Origin of the sequence: Aquimarina spongiae (assembly GCF_900141785.1) — a bacterium.
Taxonomy (GTDB): domain Bacteria; phylum Bacteroidota; class Bacteroidia; order Flavobacteriales; family Flavobacteriaceae; genus Aquimarina; species Aquimarina spongiae.
The window spans coordinates 139,733-156,467 of sequence record NZ_FQYP01000007.1 but is presented as its reverse complement, the minus strand read 5'-3'; the positions used below and the strand labels follow the sequence as shown (position 1 = coordinate 156,467).

The following is a 16,735-nucleotide window of genomic DNA, read 5'->3' as shown; positions in this document are numbered from 1 at the left end:
CTAAATAATTAAAAATGGAAAACTCTAAAACTGATCAATTACAAAGTATTATCAATAATGCAGAACCTGCAGTGTCAAAAAAAATTGCATGGGGAGATGACCAGGAAAAGATCTTTGAGATTTGTAGAAAATACTACGAATTATGTCTAGCCTGCGCCAAGGATAGTGACCTGTATGATGCGTTCACAAATCCTAAAAAGACGATCGCTTTTCTAACCGATGGGAAATTACACGACCAGAGCAAATATGTGTTTTATTTTGATGATGAAGAAAAAATACCTTTTGAAGGTGTAGGTATGACGCTTCCAAAGCAAGGATTAGAAATAGTCTTAGATCATCACACTGCCTGGCCAACATTATTGGTGACGCCAAAAGAAAAATTTGCGGATGACGATCATCAAAAAATTATCACAGTAAAGGAGTCTCCTATGGTGGTAGAAAAAGTGGTTTTAAGCGATAGAGGAGAAAGCCAAACTATTGCAAAAGTGAATAAGGATAAACCTACTGCATCTATGAATTTGGGAATTAAAGATTTGGATAATTACAATCAAACATTAGTGATGCCAAATTACATACCTAATACTGATATGCTTTTGACAATTAAAGCTAATGAAAAAGCAGATGCAGAAATCATCATGACTTGCTGCTAAATAGTAATCATTATAGAATTTATGATTGATAACCCTAGGTTAAAATCTAATCTTAATATCACAAAAATTGATCAGAAATTACTTCATGTAATTTCTGATCATGATATTATTACCTTATCTGATCCATTAGAAATAGATGTTTTGGAAGAAATAGGAAAGGGTAAATTTTCTACCCAGGAACTTGCTCAAAACTTTTTGGATCGGTCAGATTTTATTTCAATTTTTAAAATTATATCCTCTTTCGAATGGAAAGGATTTATCAGAGAAGGTGATTCCTCTTTTTCAGAAGAGCAAACCGCGTATTGGGAGCAATTGGGCTTTGATGTCGAAAGGCTAAAAAGAGTATTGTCAAAAAAATCAATTCAAATCCATACCGTAGGAAACGTTGATGATACTGTTTTAAAAAACATCTGCGTCGAAACTGGAATACGAATTGGTACGGATCCATCTTCAATTACTATTGTAATAACGGACGATTACAGTAATAACTCCTTAAAAGAACTCAACAAGAAGTTTATAAAAGAGAAAAAAACATGGTTAATGGTTCAACCCACAGGTATTGAAACTATGATAGGGCCAATTTTTGTTCCAGGTCAAACAGCATGTTGGGAATGCTTGCATCATAGGTTGATGATTAACCAACCGTTTAAGCAGTTTTATAAATCAACAGGGTATAATGAGGAGCGTCAAATACGTCCCAAACACCCTATTTCTAATCGTATTACTAATAATATGGTAGCTATGGAAACCATACAATGGTTATACGAAGAAAAAAATCATAAACTGGAAGGAAAAATTGTTTCGTTTGACACAAAAACAATACAAAGTACACTCCATACGGTCACCAAGCGACCACAGTGTAAAGCATGTGGTGATGAATATATCTTTAAGAAAAAGACAGCTTCGATTACTATTGATGCTACAACAACTATTAGCAATACTTTGGGCGGCTATAGAACCGTTCCAGCCGAAGAAACATTTAAAAAATATAAGCATCATATAAGTAAGATCACGGGAGTGGTGCCTAAGGTATCACCATACCATAAAAAGGAAGGTACGCCTATATTCAATTTTGCCTCTGGTCGTAACAGAGCATTACAAAGCACTTCATTATTTTGGCTCAATCATCATTTGCGTAGTGGAAACGGAGGTAAAGGAAAAAATAGTAGTCAAGCAAAAACAGGGGCACTTTGCGAAGCAATAGAACGCTACAGTTTGATGTATCATGGCGACGAGTATAGCTTTACCGCGTCTTATGAGGATTTGGAGGATGCTATTTTGCCAAATGAATGCATGAATTTTAGTGAAACACAATTTGAAAACAGAGAAGAAATTAACAAGAATACTTCCAAGTTTTATGCATATGTTCCACAGCCTTTTGATGGTAAAGAAAAAATGGAATGGACTTCTTTTTATTCATTAACCCATCAAAAGTATAAACACTTGCCTTCTTGTTTTAGTTATTCTCAATATCCATCAGAAGACGAGAATAAATTGTACTCGTATCCCGATTCTAATGGTTGTGCTGCAGGAAATACTATTAAAGAAGCTATTTTACAAGGTTTTCTAGAACTGGTAGAAAGAGATGCTGCCGCTATTTGGTGGTATAATCGAATTAGAAGGCCCGAGGTAGATTTGTCGACTACAAAAAATCCTTATCTGCAAACGGTAAGCGAATATTACAGATCTTTAGATCGTACCATTTATGTTTTGGATATTACTTCTGATCTGAATATACCCACATTTGTGGCAATTTCATCCTTGATTAATGCTGAGAAAAGTGATATTATTTATGCATTTGGAACACATGTAGATGCTCATATAGCCATAGAGAGAGCAGTAATAGAGTTAAATCAATTATTACCCATTGTTCAATCAGAAACCTATCTTACAAAGGATCCTGTTTTTATAGATTGGTTGAATACAGCAACTTTAGAAACAGATCAATATTTAAAACCAACAGCTACTCAAAAGAAGAATCTTCAAACAGATTATCCTGCCTTGTGCAATCCAGATTTAGAAAGCGCACTAGATTTTTGTATTCAAACAGCAAAAAGAAATGATCTGGAGGTCCTGTTTCTTGATTTGACAAAAGGAGATGTAGGTTTGCCCGTTGTAAAAGTAATAGCGCCTGGGCTGCGTCACTTCTGGAGAAGGACGGGACCAGGAAGACTATATGATGTACCCGTCAAAATGGGGTGGTTAGACAATAAATTGTCTGAAAGCCAACTCAATCCTAAAAGTATCTTTATTTAATCGTCAACAACACATCTTATGATATTCAAATCATTCAACAATAAAACTTTTAAAAACACCCCATATTACGACAGATTACCAGAAGGAGAGCGAGAGGTCTTCGACATTTTATCTACTGTTTTTCATTTTAAGGCAAATAATTATGTTTTAGAACACCTGATTAACTGGGATGAGGTTCCAGAAGACCCAATTTATAAGTTGATTTTCCCAAGAAAGGAAATGTTAAGTGCTTTTGATTTTGAACACCTAAAACAATTGTTTCAATTGGGCATGGATGCAAAAACCAGGAATAGTTTTGTGCAAGCCGTTAGAAAAAAGATGCATCCAGAAGTAAAGCATGCCGATACCGGGTATCCCGAAATGGATGGGAAGATTATTACCGGAGCTTATAGAAATTTTCCAACCATATTAAATCTGTTTCCTGATCCTATGGTAAAGACTTGTCATGCGTATTGTTCTTATTGCTTCAGGTGGGTGGCGTTTGATAATGTAGAAGCTCAAAAAAAGACTGCGTATAGAGATCCATACGATCCAATACCCTATTTAAAAGCTAATCCAGAAATTACCGATGTGTTGTTTACTGGTGCAGATCCTTTGGTATTGACAGCATCAAAAATTAAAGAATATATCGATCCTGTTTTGGAAATAGAATCAGTACAAGTCATTCGTTTTAATTCTAAGGCATTAGCCTGGTGGCCATACCGATTTACTACCGATAAAGATGCTGAGCCACTATTAGAACTCTTTGAATACATACAATCCAAAGGAAAACATTTGAACTTTTGTGCGCACTTTACTCACGCAAGAGAGTTAGAAAATGATGTGGTAAAAGAAGCCATCCAACGTATACGACAGACAGGAGCTGTGATACGTTGTCAAGGACCTCTGGTAAAAGGTATTAATGATACTCCAAAGGATCTTATTGCGCTATGGAAACATCAAATAGCAAATGGTTTAGTGCCTTACTATCTGTTTGTAGAAGCAGATCATAATCCAGAATCGTGCTTTAGGGTACCTCTTGCAGAAGCACTTCGTGTTTTTCAGGAAGCTCAAAAGGAAACTAGTGGTCTGGCAAGAACAGTAAGAGGGCCGGTTTTTATGAATGACCTTAATCGAGTATTGTTGGATGGAGTAACCGAGATTAACGGAGAAAAGTATTTTGTGCTTAAGAGCCTTCAATCTCCCCCCGAAACTGATGGAGAAGGAAAAATTAAATTGATTCCATACGATGAACATACCAAGAGTGCCGGAGATCTGTTTGAATTATTCAAAGAAGAAAAGGTGCCGTTAGCGCAAATGCATTAGTGACTTAGAGTGTTTCTGAAAATAAAATAGATATCAAAGAGCAGTAAATCAAGTGATTACTGCTCTTTTGTTTTGTGATGAAATATGATGAAATATTATTTTTTGCTAGCCCCACATATATTTGTCTTGTCAAACTAATTAAACGTATTAAAGAATAAAGCAGCATCAGATCAATCAATAATTCAGGGAGAACATAGGGAGAAATGATTTGATGCTAAATGAATGTCAAGGACGATGTTAGATGGCCAAGCTGTAGGATCAGGGGGTAGATTCTACAGCTTTTTTTATAGCATTTTAGAAAGGTGAAATAAGATGTGAAATATGATGAAATATTATTTTTTGCTAGCCTCACATATATTTGTCTTGTCAAACTAATTAAACGTATTAAAGAATAAAGTCGCATCAGATCAATCTATAATTAGGGAGAACATAGGGAGAAATGATTTGATGTGTGATGTGAGTTAAGAGGACGATGTTAGATGACTAAGCTGTAGGATCAGGGGGTAGATTCTACAGCTTTTTTTGTGATGTTTGAGGATTATGAAATAAGTAATGAAATATGATGAAATATTATTTTTTGATGGCCCCACATATATTTGTCTTGTCAAACTAATTAAACGTATTAAAGAATAAAGTTGCATCAAATCGATTTATAATTCAGGGAGAACATAGGGAGAAATGATTTGATGTACAATGAGTGTTAAGAGGACGATGTTAGATGACCAAGCTGTAGGATCTGGGGGTAGATCCTACAGCTTTTTTTTTGGGACTATTTATAACTTTTGAAATAAATAATGAAATATGATGAAATATTATTTTCTGAGTGATCGAGATATATTTGTTTCATCAAACAATAACAATTAAAAAACATCTTTTGAAATGATAACTCAAGACACACAAAACTCATATAGAAAAAGTATAGTGTTCGGGATATTGAAGGTATTTTTTGTGTTTACAAGATAAAATTAGCCAACATTAAAAAGAAAGTTATATCAAATCAATGAGCAAGGGAAAATTGCAGGAAAACAAAATGATTTGATATTCATAAAGCCAAGTTTACAATCTAACATAATTGTGCTGTAGAATCTGGGGGGTATGGTTCTACAGCGCTTGGCATTTAAGGGGATTTCTAAAATCAGTTAAGCTTCTAATGAAATACCGTGAAATAGTTCTAGCCCTCATTATTCTATAATTTTATTCCATAATTAATTTACTACTTCATTATTAATCTAAAATTGAATTGTATGTCATATCCTATTATCAATACAAGAACGCAAATAGTCAAATTGGGGAGTGGGCTATTTGGGAAACGTATAAAAACAACTTTACAGTTGGTACAACGTGGAGAGAATTGCTATGATATCCATTACTCAAGCCAGTTTAATAAAATGAGAACTGGGAAAATTGAAAACATGGAGATCCCAGTTAATAGTTACATTACTGCACAACTTAATGATGATCCTGATATAAGGATTGAAGTGTATAATTGTAGTACAGTAAATAAACATATTGCGATACATATAAAAATATGTGCAGACTTAGGAGCTTTTGGCACTAAAACGATTTATGATCAGGTTTTGGATAGCTACATCATACCGTCAAAAACTAAGACTATAGAACCGGGAAACATTTCCAAATACGTAACGAAAATTAGAAAACAACTAGGTTATACCTTGGTAGATCCATATTTGTAGGTTGTAAATAAGAATAAAATAGAAGTAGATTTAGGTGGGAATACGTATTTCATATTAAGATTTCTGAAACTACATTTGATACATAATCTTAAAACTACTCTATAGATGAAAAATTACTTTTTTACCAACGATCTTATTGAAAAACTTTGGGGCTTAAACAAAATGAATCATAATATTACCCAAATACTATTTCAGATTTTAAAAATACATCCCAAATTAATAATGATTAAATCAACGAAGTAAAACACCTTCGTACTAGATGTAAATTCAATCGTCAAAATTCCCTTTTCGTGAATACCTACTAGCACTATTTATATTGATGAATAAGGTAGATTGAATACAATTAAAATCATTACAAATTGTTGATTAAAAATATATTATGAATAAGTTAGATGTATTAGAAGCAATTATTATTGAAGATGATTCCTGTCAGGTAGAGTTACTGAAACAGGTAATACGAAGAAATTGCCCGAATGTGGCGGTAAAGACGGTTGCAAAATGTAAGAAAGGAGCTCTTAAAATCCTTAAGCAAGGTAAATTCGACATTATCTTTTTGGATGTTAATTTGGGAGGTGATTGCGCTTTTGAATTATTTGAACATTTTCCTGAGCATCTTAAAGAAAAGGAATTAATAGTTATTTCTTCAGAAAAAGACTATGCATTAGAAGCGTTTAGCTATGCAGCAACAGATTATATACTTAAACCGATTATTGCCGAGGATGTAATTAAAGCAGTCGAAAAAGCACAGTCTAATTTAGAACTAAAAAGATCTTACACAAGAAAAGACGAAAAACCTGTCGCAGCAGATCCATTAAAAATTATAGCTATCTCTTGTCTTAACGAAGTAAAGATCATTAAGGTAGATGAGATTTTATATTTAAAATCTGATGGGAATTACACGGTTTTTCACACCAGTAATGGGGAAATGATTTTATCGAGTAAGAACCTGGGGAGCTACGAAAATTTACTACAGCACAACAACTTTTTTAGAACACATCACTCGTATTTGGTGAACATGAACTTTGTATCCAACGTACAGAAAAAGGATGGGGTATATTTAGAAATTGTGGATCAGCAGTTTTTGCCGGTATCAAAAAGAAGAATAGATTCCTTTTATCAATACTTAAGAATAAAATAAACCCTGTTTTTTCTGTAAAATAATGATCAAAAACCTTGTGTAAAGGAGTTTCGTTTATCAACGATTTCTTTATACAAGGTTTTAAGGTTTTGGGATGCATGTTGTTTGTATCATATAGGGGGTTAGATTAGACGCTAAATCTTCTGTTTATCTTTTTTGGTTGATCAAGTTTACGATTATTCTTTTGCTTACTCTTCTGTTTGTACTTATCCCTAATAGGGCTGCTTTTTTGATTTAAAGGTTGGCAAAAAGCAGCTCTCATTCTTGGTTCATACTGTCGGCTTTTTTCCTGTTTCTCCTTTTTGTTTTCAATAACGCTATGGCTGCGTTTTTTGTTTTTACCTTTTGCTTTTAAGGAATTTGGGAGTATTTCAGGCTGTTGCTTGACATTTTTCTGCTTTTCAACTTCCTTATTTGGATCAGGTTTTTGTACAATGTTTTCTACTTTCTTCTGGTTAGCATCTTCTTTTTGATGCTTTTCTTTCAAGGGTTCTTTTTGATTTTGTTCTTGGATTTTAACCGCTTTTTCTTTCTTCTCGGCTTCTAACCGGTGCATCACATTTTCGGTAGTCATTTGTACCACCGGTTGCAAATGCTCTGGTATATCTTTAAAAGATGCTTCAAGCACTTCATCTAGCTTAGCTTTGCTGGGATCTGGGTGTTTCTCTACAAAAGCTATGATGTTTTTTTCAATTTGTGCTATCACCGATGCTAATTCAACTTCAGATTCAATTTCTTCAGAAGTATCGTCTTTTGAAGAGTGTTTTTTATAAAATTTCCAAGCTGTATGAGGAGACTTGATGATTTGAAAAGAGAGTTTCAAAGCATCCATAATTAAACGTAAAGCAAGTTGCGCTTCCTGAGGCATAGCGTCTATGGCTTCCTCAAAGCTGATACGTTTGTTTTTTTCTTTCTCTTCCTGACCTTCTTTTTGTTGTTGTTTCTTGTCTTTGGACATGTTATTTCCTTTTTGAAGTTATTCTGATTTTTTTGAAGTTTGGAAGTATTCATATTTGAAACATCAAAACGAATACTTCCACTTCAACCAACCAAAATGAAATCATGTGCAACATGAATCCTTCGGTTATATCACATTTTTTGAATATCCAGAGGGGATACTACCTATAGTTGTACTGTTTTCTTGTTATCCTTGCTCTGTTTTGGATCTTTCTGTGACTGCACGTTTTGTAATTGAGATTTTTGAGAGTCACTTAGTTGGCTTGATAAATTTACAGGCTTGCTCATCTCCTTAAGATTCGGTTTTTCATTTACCTTCTCTTTTTCTATTTTATCTTTTTGTAATGCTGTTTTCTCTATGTCTATTAGATCCTTGCACCTTTTCTCCCTTGCTTCATACTTTAGTTTGTTACCAGGCTTTTTCTTTACATATTTTTTGGTCACCTGTTCTATGGTCGTACTTAATTCATCTAATTTTTTTTCAAAATCAGGAGTGTCCTCATACTCTTTTATTTTGTCCTGTACATATTGATCAAGATATTTTGGCTTAATATCCTTACAGGATCCGATCGATTCAGCAAGTTTTGCTATGGTTTCAAGATCATTTGGATCTACCTTTATGTGTGGATTACGACTCCTGTGAAAGTGAGTGCCCTGCTTTACATTCTGGTCATATTCAAAAGATCTCAACTCATTTAGTTCGGTCTCTTCGTTATATACCATTTCATTTTTAAATTCATAAGAATCACTTGTTCTTACTTCTTCTTTACCGATATTGAATTTGTTCTTATGGTCTTGTGTGATGTGTCCATAAGTAATATCACCATTATCATGGTTGATTTGAAAATACACAGATGGATTTTTATCAATATCTCCGGTATATGCTACGATGTTTTCTAGTTTATAAAGTTCATCACCGTACTCTTTTTCTCTTTTTGGCATTGTACTCGTTTTTTGAAGTTACTATTTATTAATGATGAAGTTTGGAAGTATTCATAAGCATAAATTGAAAATGAATACCTCCTCTTCAACCAACCAAAATGAAATCATGTTGAACATGAAAACCTTGGTTTTATTTCTATACTTTAAGTGGTTTTTTTGTTTTCTGACTTTTGTTTTGACTACTAGAACTATCTAGTTGTGCTTTTTGGTCACTATTAAGCTTAGCAGATTTATTTAAAGGCTCGCTAAAGTTTAATTTTGGTTTGTCTTTTTGGCTCTGTTTGTTAATGTTCTCTTGAACCTTTTCAAACTCTTCTATTAAATCGTCTTCAAAAGCTTCCAGTTCGTTTTCGAGACGAACAATCGTCTTTGGTTTATGTCTGCGAATCTCCTGTAACTGATGATTGATCTCTTTTACCTCGTCTTTTAGCTCGATTAATTGATTTTGCTGATCTTTAAGATCTTCTTGCTGGATGAATTCTAATTGCTCTTGTACATAATCTTTGGTATACATTTTCTTGATACCAGGATTATTTTCAATAGCTTTTGCTAGTTTGTCCTTGATCTTGTCATCGTTAGGTAATACTTTTTTATGCGGATTTCTACTGGTATGAAATGATTTACCATTTACGTATTCTTTGGATACCAAATCTTCACCAACTACTTCATTAACCAATTTATAGGTTTTGTTGGTGTTGATTTTTTCCTTTCCAATGTTTACTTTATCGTATTTATGGGCTTGAGTGATATGCCCATAAGTGATGTCTCCGTTACTGTGTTCTTTTTGGAAATATACGGTAGGATTATCATCAATGTTTCCTGTGTATCCTATAATATTGTCTTTGGTGTAAAAATCTTTTGCGTAATTTTTTCTTTTGTCTGGCATGATATTTAAATTTTAAAGGTTATTACTTGATTTATATGTATTGGTATTAGAAATTCTTAGGAGTTATCTCTTAAAACTGAAACTTCTCTTTTTCTTGTTATTATTAGATTTTTGATTGTCTTTTGATGCGTTATTTGATTTTTCTTTAGGTTTTTTATCTTTATTTTGTGCCCTGGAAAAGGAGGAAAAAGACCACTTTCTACCCGTTTTTGAAGCTTTCTTTTCCTTTTTCGAGTTTTTGGATGCTTCCAAAGCAGCTTTCTGTTCTTTTCTTTCTTCAACTAACTTGAAGTATTCGTTTCCTACTTTTCCTTTTAATTCACTTTTCATTTGAAGCAAATCCTTGGTATGCTCAGGATAGGTGTCAACATATTGGTCCATGATTTCTTCAAGCTCTTGGTTAAGATCGGCCAATTGCTCTATTTGATCTCCAATCTTAGGTTCCTGTTTGATAAAATCCATTTGTTCCTGGATATAATCACGGGTATACATTTTTTTGCAGCCCTTGTGCTTTGTGATTGATTGTGCAAGTTCGTCCCTTATCAGATTATCGTTGGGACCTACTACGGTATGGGGGCCTCGACTGGGGTGAATAATTTCGTTATTCACTCTTTCAACAGAAATGTATTCGTTGTCGATAGTTTCGTTTTCCAAGGTATAGGTAGGATCAGACTCAACCATTTCCCTTCCAATATTAATTTTATCACGTTCATGTGTCTGAGTAATATGTCCAAATTTGATATTACCATCCTCCATGATCTGTTTGAAGTATACCGTTGGATTGTTGCTAAGATCTCCGGTATAGGCTACAATATTTTCAGGCACATAAAAATCACCTTCATATTCTAATCTTTCTTTTGGCATGTTGTACTAATTTTAAAGGTTACTATTAATTTTATTATTATGTTATCTATAGAAATTGAAATAAAGAGTGGCTCCTGAAAAGATGAATGCATCTTCAGATAATTTCTATGTTTTTGATTTTTAATTAGTTATTTAACTCTTGTGAAAAGGTTAACGATTAGCCGAAAATCAGGATAGAATCATATTCTTTTCACCCTGATTTTGATGTTTTGGGTGCTGTCAATTGTTGCCGAATTAACTAAAACCTATTTCTCTTACTCGTTTAAGATCTCTTCTAATATCAATGGCAATACGCAATTGTTCTTTTAGTTTTTTCCCTTCTTTTATTGCTTTTAGAACAAATGTTGGACTGGAGTGGTCTGCAGTGACCAGAACAATATTGGATAAACCGAAAATTCTGAGAAAAAAGGGTTGCTCAAACGTAAGGTCTTTTACTCTGTATAATTCTATTTCATTAGTGGTTTTAGAGAAGATCCCTCGTTCTTCAATAATGCGTTGGTCGGTTACTAGCAACTTATGAAGTCTTGTGTCATAATATTTCCATAAGGCGAGTATCAACCCCAATCCGAAAGCTGCAGTTAATGGTATACAACAAAGGTAAAACATGAAGTTTATCCATTGCGAGGGAACTCCGGCCCATAATTTTTTTTCTTCCATACTTCAATTTTTAACCTTAATTGATTAGTGTTTTTTGTCTATTTCTTGGATTCAATAGGCTTTAGATCCAAATGATAGTTTTCTATAAGCAATCCATGCGGATTCTTATCGGTTCTGGAAACATTGTGTAAAACAAATTTGGCTCTTAGCTCATTTATCGACTCTGTCTTTTGATCTGTCCTCAATACTCTTAATTTTCCGTAGAATATTCCCTGGTAAGGCTTAACCTGATCATTCACTTGTATAGAATCTACAATGAGTTTTTGTTTCAGATTTTCTGTCGATATCTTGGCAAAATGTCCATTTGCATCTAGTGTTTTATAGAGTTGTTTCCCTGAGGTTCCTGCAAGGTATAAGGCCTTGTCAATGTTTCTTTTGTAATTGAACTCATCTATCTCCCAAAATGCGGTATGAAACATCCTTACATGATTAAGAATTTCGGGTTTTCTATACGCGTCTATTTCGCTTACATTCACGCCTTGCATTAAGGCTGCTTTTCCATCTTTGGTAAGTACATAAGCCGTATCTCTAATACTTTGAGTTGTAAAAAATGCCCAAGTAAGACTGCCCAAAGACACTAAAGTAGAAATGATGAGTCCAAAGAGCAGCGATTTTTTTGCCAACGCAAAACTAGCTGGAATATCTTTTAGTGATTTTAAATCCATTGTGTTTTCTTTTTAAGTTGAAGAATGTGCGCCGAGCTCAAGGACATGGTTTATCCCGGCCGATAACCTCCCTGGGCTCAGCTATACATTCTTTACAGCGACATTGCAGGTCTTTTAATAAGACATTTTAGTGGCTGTTGATTATTAAAATTTCAGTGTGTTAATTAATTATGGGGTAGTCGTTGCTGTTGCGTCTGGTAAGAAAATATTTGCTATCAAAGCCACCAATCCAAATATCGCTAAACCGATAATAAATCGAATAAAGTTTCTTTGTGCCTGTTCGTTACCTTGCATGTATTGAACGAAGATTAAAAAACCCCCGGCGAAAGAGAAGATCCCTACTACTGCATTAAGAATGGTTTTAATGTCTTCTCCCCAAGACGCTAGCTTGGTGTTTACATCGTCAGTCTGGGCAAATAACGGTGCTATGTTAATGGCGATTAACAATACTGTTAGCCATAGTTTTGAATGTTTAATTTCAAGTTTCATGTTGTTTAATTTTAAATTTTTAATATTAAATTTTGAAGTTTTCATTTTGTTGTTTGGTTAAAGTTTGACAATTATTTTATTCGTTATTTTTACAATTCTTGATTACTTGTTTTTGACCATCGATCTGATTTGCTGATCGATTCTAATACATTTTGTACTTGAGTTGTATTTTAATAAAGTGGTTAACTCTCCTTTTTGCGGGAATTTCTTATTTACATATACATACATAGCGCCAATGGCAAGAAATATGAGTGATAACAAAAAGGACTTGAATATGGTAAATACAAATAGGAGTATAGAAGCTACTATGATGACAATAGTCTGAAGGTCATACCCTGCTATTACCGGCTTTTTTTCTAATACTTTTGGTGTTTTATATTCCATGATAATTTGTTTTTTTAATGATTATTTTCCTCTTAATTTCTTATACATCGCCATGGCAGGTACGGTCATGAAGCTGGCTGTAAAATTGCTTCCAGAGTCACTACCAGCACTCACCAAAATGTTCGCGTATTTTGGGACTCTAAGCACTGCAATGATCATCACCACTTGTAAACATATTGACATGAGTATCTGAGTAAAACCTCCCGATGCAGTATTATTATGAACTAATATTAAAATGGTCTTGAGAATGGTAAGAATAGGGATCCATAACAGAACGGCTAAAAAACCGAAGAACCATTTTTTCAATACATCTTGATTGCCCGGTATTAAAGCTAGCGGTAAGGCAAATACTCCGATAACAAAATAAATAGCTTTATAAATAATCTGCCGCAGCATGATATATCCTGCAACTACAGATGCAATAAAAAAGATGATAAGGTGTAGTAGTTCTAAGAACGGATTGATTTGTAGTACGTCATAGACACCATCACCACTTCCGTCGGCATTACTATCCTGAATATGTGTGATACTTCCATTGTAACTGTCCTCAAATTCTTTCGCGTCACCCACTTTGGTTACATAATGAGCCGCATTTTCGGTCACATCGGCTATAATATCCGTAGGGCTAAACAAAAGAAGCTCTACTAGTGGTTTATATAGTACTAAGGCTACCAAGATTAAGATGGGCCTTACCAGAGTATATGGGTCCAAATTTCCTGATGGGTTGGCAAAGTAAGTGATTACTTTAGATCCTACTAAGATGATCATTAGTACGGCAGCTAAGCCATAAGCATAATCTATGATTTGATCTATATATTGGTATAACCCAAAGAGGTTTTTATCTCCAACATTCCCTTCAAAAATAGCAGTCTGTAGACTGTTTATAATATCTGTTAAATCCATTTTTTTGTTTTTTGTTTATTCCCAATACGACATGATTATTATTCCAGAGTCCCCTAAATAGGATCGTGTTCTACTTTGCAAGGATCCTGGAAACCCCCATTAGATTCAATACGTCTTTATCTATCTGATGTACTTTTTCTCTAACTCTCATCATCCGAATCAATAATTTTAGGAAGGCTGTGTAGTTATATCCGGTTCCTCCGCTAAGGAGCAAACCACTTGAAATAACTTCTAACTCAGACTTTAATTTTTTATAGTATTCTTCTTGTTTTTCCAGATCAACTTCGTGACGTTTGAGTCCATGCATGATACCAAAGGTGGCGTACTTTCTGGTCTTTATATTTGATTTTACTTTGTCTATTTTAGTACTTAAACTGTTGGACATGATATACACCGCTCCATACACAGGAGAAGTTTTAAGATTACCCGTAACTCTTCTGTTTTTTGCATAAGTAGTTTCTTTGGTTTTTAGGTTTCTAATCTGTCTAAGTTGATCCTTCTTATTGTCTAATTCAACTCCTAGAAGCCCTGCAATAACTCCTTTTTCTGCAGCAACAACTACATCGGCTATAGATGAGGAGTGCGTTTGTGATTGAATGCTCATACCCCAGCACAAACAGATGATTGTAACTATGCTAATATTCTTCATTGTGTAAAGTGATATTTAGTACGTTTTCTATGGTTGAGAGTATGAGATAAATACGTTCTCCTTCAGGAATTGGGTTGTCGGGATTTACATAGTTTTCAATCCTCTTTTTTTCCCTATTTAGTTTGGTGCTATATCTTCTTCTTATGATAAGATTTCTAAAAGTATCTCCCGGATTTAGATTGAGTACGGGGTACTTTGTATGTATATATCCCATGCTGTCATAAACATTATTACTAAAGGTTGTCCCATTTGCGAACCTTGCTATACTTCCTTTAGCTCTTAACTCAAACAAACGATTTAATGTTTTTAGTTCATCGTACTGTTCTTTGTACACCCTGCTAAGTCCTAGGATGAAAGGAGTGTTTGCAGTTAGTTTCCCGGTTAACTTATGATTTTCGCTATTGATGCTTTTATATCGGCTCTGAGAAAGGTTATCCGTCCAACTTACATTCATAGTATGTGTAATAACCGCTTGTGACTTTGCCGAAAAGCTTAGCATAGCAAACAGTACATATATCAAAATTCTTTTCATGTCTTAGTTCTTTAATTCAGTGTCAGCGTTATTTTCGTCTTGTAATAAAATCAGTCAGTGCACTTTGTTCTACACTATCTTCAATCATATCGAGAAGTCGATGAATATTGAAAATAGATTCCATCGCATTTTGATATAGGTTGAGCCTGTCTCCATATAGAATAATCAGCGAATTATTGTTGTCGAGTTCTCTTTGCAGGTTATCGATCATCTGCTTTGCAGTCGCCAGGTTCTTGGTGTTTCTCTTTTTCTTAGTGTAATTAAAGAAAGCCATGGTGCTATTTCTATTGGTGAGTGTATTGTATCGTTTTCTGGCATTCGACATTTCCTCATCCAGTTTGTCATTAACATAAAGAGCACCTGCTGCAGTAGGACCTGTTAGGTAAGCAAGTCGCTCATAGTATTTGTTTCTGTAATTGTTAATCTCAGAAGTTAATTTCTTCTCTTCAGATAGTAATGATCTGTATAAGTAGTAGGCGCCAATAGAACCTCCCATAGACCCTGGATCTGTTAGGAAAGGATATTCCTGTGCAGAAATGGTTAACCCTTTCAAGAGACAGATCACTATCGTTATTTTTTGTATAGCTTTCATTGCTGCTATGATTTGTTGATTACATTGATATTTAGAGTACGATGTTTGCTACCTTTAATGTTCCGGATAGCTCAGAGAAAGTAGCATAGTTAATAACCACTAATCCAAGGGCAGAAAAGAATAGAATCCTTCTGGCATCTTTATCGTATTTTGAAAACTCCTTTATAAGTTCACTTCGCAGTTGATAAATCTCTTGACGCTTAGAGGACTTAATTTTCGATTTATCTAAATACATTAAGGCAAGAAGAATAGCTCTGTCTTTAGAAAGGTTCTCAAAGTATTCTCTTTTCGTTCTTGTCATATACGGGAGTACAGCATACTTAGATACGGTAGTACTTGCCAAAGAGGATACAATTGAAGCAGCTAGTGAGGCCCCATCCTTTTCTTCATAGTTATGTTTGCGCTTGTAGTTTTCGTCCAACATTTTTTCCATATTCCTGTTGGATTGCGACAGCAAAGAATTCTGGTATTCCATGATACCGTTTCTCGCTCCTACAGTGACTCCAAGCTCAACTAACTTTTGACGTGTTTTCTTGTCGTTATTGTTGAAATGTGTATGTACATGAACAAATTGTCCTAAACATGTTTGACTAATAAATAGCAGTCCAATGATTAATTTTAGTGTCCCTTTCATGATATTGTATTTTTGTTTTTTAATCCCCTGTGTGTTAGTTTTTGGATAATAATCTGTACAGAATTTTCCGCTCTGCTTCCCGTTTCATAGCTTCAAGCTCTTTATATATGGTATTGGTGATGCTCACATACTTCTCTTCAATTTGCTCCATAACCCCTACGTTTACCCTATTTTTGGTGGTTGTTAATAAGAGGTACAGTACCCTTTTGTGAGCGTATATCAGATAGTTTTTTTTATTGTTGCAGGCTCCTCTTGATTTAAACCCTATGTATCCATTACAGATATCACTATAATCATCATACTTGATGGTAATTCCCGGAGTAAAAAAATAGCGCTCTTTTGCAGCCATAATCGTTGCGGTGGGGGCTACAGTACTGGTGTAGGCTGTAGTCGTTTTTGTCATTTGACGACCCCATTCTCTTACCTTATTTCTTTCGGTTCCTCTCATGAACATTCCTGGGAAATCCAGATATTGAGCAGATGAGGTCATAGTGATAAAAAGACTTCCTATTACAATAAGTGCTCTCATTTTTCTTTC

The 16,735-nt window shown here is 34.4% G+C and carries 19 protein-coding genes; 5 read left to right on the top strand and 14 right to left on the bottom strand.

The features are described 5' to 3' along the window. Nucleotides 1–14 precede the first annotated feature (14 nt). From BUE24_RS16430 to BUE24_RS16410, 5 genes are all read left to right on the top strand, one after another. Nucleotides 15–650, top strand: coding sequence for a hypothetical protein (locus BUE24_RS16430; protein ID WP_073318082.1), 636 nt, complete (start codon nucleotides 15–17; stop codon nucleotides 648–650). Between the two features lie 21 nt (nucleotides 651–671). Continuing rightward, complete coding sequence (locus BUE24_RS16425) at nucleotides 672–2,906, top strand: TOMM precursor leader peptide-binding protein (RefSeq protein ID WP_073318079.1); 2,235 nt, start codon at nucleotides 672–674, stop codon at nucleotides 2,904–2,906. 18 nt (nucleotides 2,907–2,924) lie between these two features. Then, nucleotides 2,925–4,211 carry a KamA family radical SAM protein gene (locus tag BUE24_RS16420; RefSeq protein WP_073318076.1) on the top strand — a complete coding sequence of 429 codons (1,287 nt, stop codon included), beginning with the start codon at nucleotides 2,925–2,927 and terminating at the stop codon, nucleotides 4,209–4,211. Between the two features lie 1,244 nt (nucleotides 4,212–5,455). Further along, the gene (locus BUE24_RS16415) at nucleotides 5,456–5,905 is read left to right on the top strand and encodes a hypothetical protein (RefSeq protein WP_073318073.1); all 450 of its coding nucleotides are present in this window, start codon (nucleotides 5,456–5,458) and stop codon (nucleotides 5,903–5,905) included. Nucleotides 5,906–6,284: 379 nt separating this feature from the next. Continuing rightward, nucleotides 6,285–7,043 carry a LytR/AlgR family response regulator transcription factor gene (locus BUE24_RS16410; RefSeq protein WP_073318071.1) on the top strand — a complete coding sequence of 253 codons (759 nt, stop codon included), beginning with the start codon at nucleotides 6,285–6,287 and terminating at the stop codon, nucleotides 7,041–7,043. A 127-nt stretch (nucleotides 7,044–7,170) separates the two neighbouring features. On the opposite strand, the gene BUE24_RS23995 is transcribed toward BUE24_RS16410, so the two are convergent. The 14 genes from BUE24_RS23995 to BUE24_RS16340 form a co-directional block, all read right to left on the bottom strand. Further along, on the bottom strand, nucleotides 7,171–8,001 hold the full coding sequence (locus tag BUE24_RS23995; RefSeq protein WP_073318068.1) for a hypothetical protein: 831 nt from the start codon (nucleotides 7,999–8,001) through the stop codon (nucleotides 7,171–7,173). 164 nt (nucleotides 8,002–8,165) lie between these two features. Continuing rightward, nucleotides 8,166–8,942 (bottom strand): hypothetical protein, encoded by a 777-nt coding sequence (locus tag BUE24_RS16400; RefSeq protein ID WP_073318066.1) that lies wholly within the window; start codon nucleotides 8,940–8,942, stop codon nucleotides 8,166–8,168. 136 nt (nucleotides 8,943–9,078) lie between these two features. Continuing rightward, nucleotides 9,079–9,828, bottom strand: coding sequence for a hypothetical protein (locus tag BUE24_RS16395; RefSeq protein ID WP_073318063.1), 750 nt, complete (start codon nucleotides 9,826–9,828; stop codon nucleotides 9,079–9,081). A gap of 63 nt (nucleotides 9,829–9,891) precedes the next feature. Further along, nucleotides 9,892–10,692, bottom strand: a complete 801-nt coding sequence (locus BUE24_RS16390; RefSeq protein ID WP_073318060.1) for a hypothetical protein — start codon at nucleotides 10,690–10,692, stop codon at nucleotides 9,892–9,894. A 234-nt stretch (nucleotides 10,693–10,926) separates the two neighbouring features. Beyond that, complete coding sequence (locus BUE24_RS16385) at nucleotides 10,927–11,349, bottom strand: PH domain-containing protein (protein WP_073318057.1); 423 nt, start codon at nucleotides 11,347–11,349, stop codon at nucleotides 10,927–10,929. 38 nt (nucleotides 11,350–11,387) lie between these two features. Beyond that, the gene (locus BUE24_RS16380) at nucleotides 11,388–12,014 is read right to left on the bottom strand and encodes a hypothetical protein (protein ID WP_073318054.1); all 627 of its coding nucleotides are present in this window, start codon (nucleotides 12,012–12,014) and stop codon (nucleotides 11,388–11,390) included. A gap of 168 nt (nucleotides 12,015–12,182) precedes the next feature. After that, entirely contained in the window at nucleotides 12,183–12,503 is a 321-nt protein-coding gene (locus BUE24_RS16375; protein WP_139242030.1) for a hypothetical protein, read from the bottom strand. Between the two features lie 102 nt (nucleotides 12,504–12,605). Then, nucleotides 12,606–12,887: a hypothetical protein gene (locus tag BUE24_RS16370; RefSeq protein ID WP_073318049.1), complete on the bottom strand. Its 282-nt coding sequence runs from the start codon at nucleotides 12,885–12,887 to the stop codon at nucleotides 12,606–12,608. Between the two features lie 21 nt (nucleotides 12,888–12,908). Beyond that, entirely contained in the window at nucleotides 12,909–13,790 is an 882-nt protein-coding gene (locus BUE24_RS16365; RefSeq protein ID WP_073318047.1) for a hypothetical protein, read from the bottom strand. A gap of 70 nt (nucleotides 13,791–13,860) precedes the next feature. Continuing rightward, complete coding sequence (locus BUE24_RS16360; protein WP_073318044.1) at nucleotides 13,861–14,439, bottom strand: hypothetical protein; 579 nt, start codon at nucleotides 14,437–14,439, stop codon at nucleotides 13,861–13,863. Continuing rightward, nucleotides 14,426–14,971 carry a hypothetical protein gene (locus BUE24_RS16355; protein WP_073318041.1) on the bottom strand — a complete coding sequence of 182 codons (546 nt, stop codon included), beginning with the start codon at nucleotides 14,969–14,971 and terminating at the stop codon, nucleotides 14,426–14,428. Before BUE24_RS16355 ends, BUE24_RS16360 begins: the two co-directional genes overlap by 14 nt. Before the next feature lie 28 nt (nucleotides 14,972–14,999). Then, on the bottom strand, nucleotides 15,000–15,563 hold the full coding sequence (locus BUE24_RS16350) for a hypothetical protein (RefSeq protein ID WP_073318039.1): 564 nt from the start codon (nucleotides 15,561–15,563) through the stop codon (nucleotides 15,000–15,002). Nucleotides 15,564–15,594: 31 nt separating this feature from the next. Next, nucleotides 15,595–16,197: a hypothetical protein gene (locus tag BUE24_RS16345; RefSeq protein WP_073318036.1), complete on the bottom strand. Its 603-nt coding sequence runs from the start codon at nucleotides 16,195–16,197 to the stop codon at nucleotides 15,595–15,597. 34 nt (nucleotides 16,198–16,231) lie between these two features. Further along, nucleotides 16,232–16,726, bottom strand: a complete 495-nt coding sequence (locus BUE24_RS16340; protein ID WP_073318034.1) for a hypothetical protein — start codon at nucleotides 16,724–16,726, stop codon at nucleotides 16,232–16,234. Nucleotides 16,727–16,735: the final 9 nt, after the last annotated feature.

Coding starts and splice junctions, on each gene's coding strand:
- BUE24_RS16430 (WP_073318082.1), top strand. CDS start 15: ATGGAAAACTCTAAAACTGATCAATTACAAAGTATTATCAATAATGCA.
- BUE24_RS16425 (WP_073318079.1), top strand. CDS start 672: ATGATTGATAACCCTAGGTTAAAATCTAATCTTAATATCACAAAAATT.
- BUE24_RS16420 (WP_073318076.1), top strand. CDS start 2,925: ATGATATTCAAATCATTCAACAATAAAACTTTTAAAAACACCCCATAT.
- BUE24_RS16415 (WP_073318073.1), top strand. CDS start 5,456: ATGTCATATCCTATTATCAATACAAGAACGCAAATAGTCAAATTGGGG.
- BUE24_RS16410 (WP_073318071.1), top strand. CDS start 6,285: ATGAATAAGTTAGATGTATTAGAAGCAATTATTATTGAAGATGATTCC.
- BUE24_RS23995 (WP_073318068.1), bottom strand. CDS start 8,001: ATGTCCAAAGACAAGAAACAACAACAAAAAGAAGGTCAGGAAGAGAAA.
- BUE24_RS16400 (WP_073318066.1), bottom strand. CDS start 8,942: ATGCCAAAAAGAGAAAAAGAGTACGGTGATGAACTTTATAAACTAGAA.
- BUE24_RS16395 (WP_073318063.1), bottom strand. CDS start 9,828: ATGCCAGACAAAAGAAAAAATTACGCAAAAGATTTTTACACCAAAGAC.
- BUE24_RS16390 (WP_073318060.1), bottom strand. CDS start 10,692: ATGCCAAAAGAAAGATTAGAATATGAAGGTGATTTTTATGTGCCTGAA.
- BUE24_RS16385 (WP_073318057.1), bottom strand. CDS start 11,349: ATGGAAGAAAAAAAATTATGGGCCGGAGTTCCCTCGCAATGGATAAAC.
- BUE24_RS16380 (WP_073318054.1), bottom strand. CDS start 12,014: ATGGATTTAAAATCACTAAAAGATATTCCAGCTAGTTTTGCGTTGGCA.
- BUE24_RS16375 (WP_139242030.1), bottom strand. CDS start 12,503: ATGAAACTTGAAATTAAACATTCAAAACTATGGCTAACAGTATTGTTA.
- BUE24_RS16370 (WP_073318049.1), bottom strand. CDS start 12,887: ATGGAATATAAAACACCAAAAGTATTAGAAAAAAAGCCGGTAATAGCA.
- BUE24_RS16365 (WP_073318047.1), bottom strand. CDS start 13,790: ATGGATTTAACAGATATTATAAACAGTCTACAGACTGCTATTTTTGAA.
- BUE24_RS16360 (WP_073318044.1), bottom strand. CDS start 14,439: ATGAAGAATATTAGCATAGTTACAATCATCTGTTTGTGCTGGGGTATG.
- BUE24_RS16355 (WP_073318041.1), bottom strand. CDS start 14,971: ATGAAAAGAATTTTGATATATGTACTGTTTGCTATGCTAAGCTTTTCG.
- BUE24_RS16350 (WP_073318039.1), bottom strand. CDS start 15,563: ATGAAAGCTATACAAAAAATAACGATAGTGATCTGTCTCTTGAAAGGG.
- BUE24_RS16345 (WP_073318036.1), bottom strand. CDS start 16,197: ATGAAAGGGACACTAAAATTAATCATTGGACTGCTATTTATTAGTCAA.
- BUE24_RS16340 (WP_073318034.1), bottom strand. CDS start 16,726: ATGAGAGCACTTATTGTAATAGGAAGTCTTTTTATCACTATGACCTCA.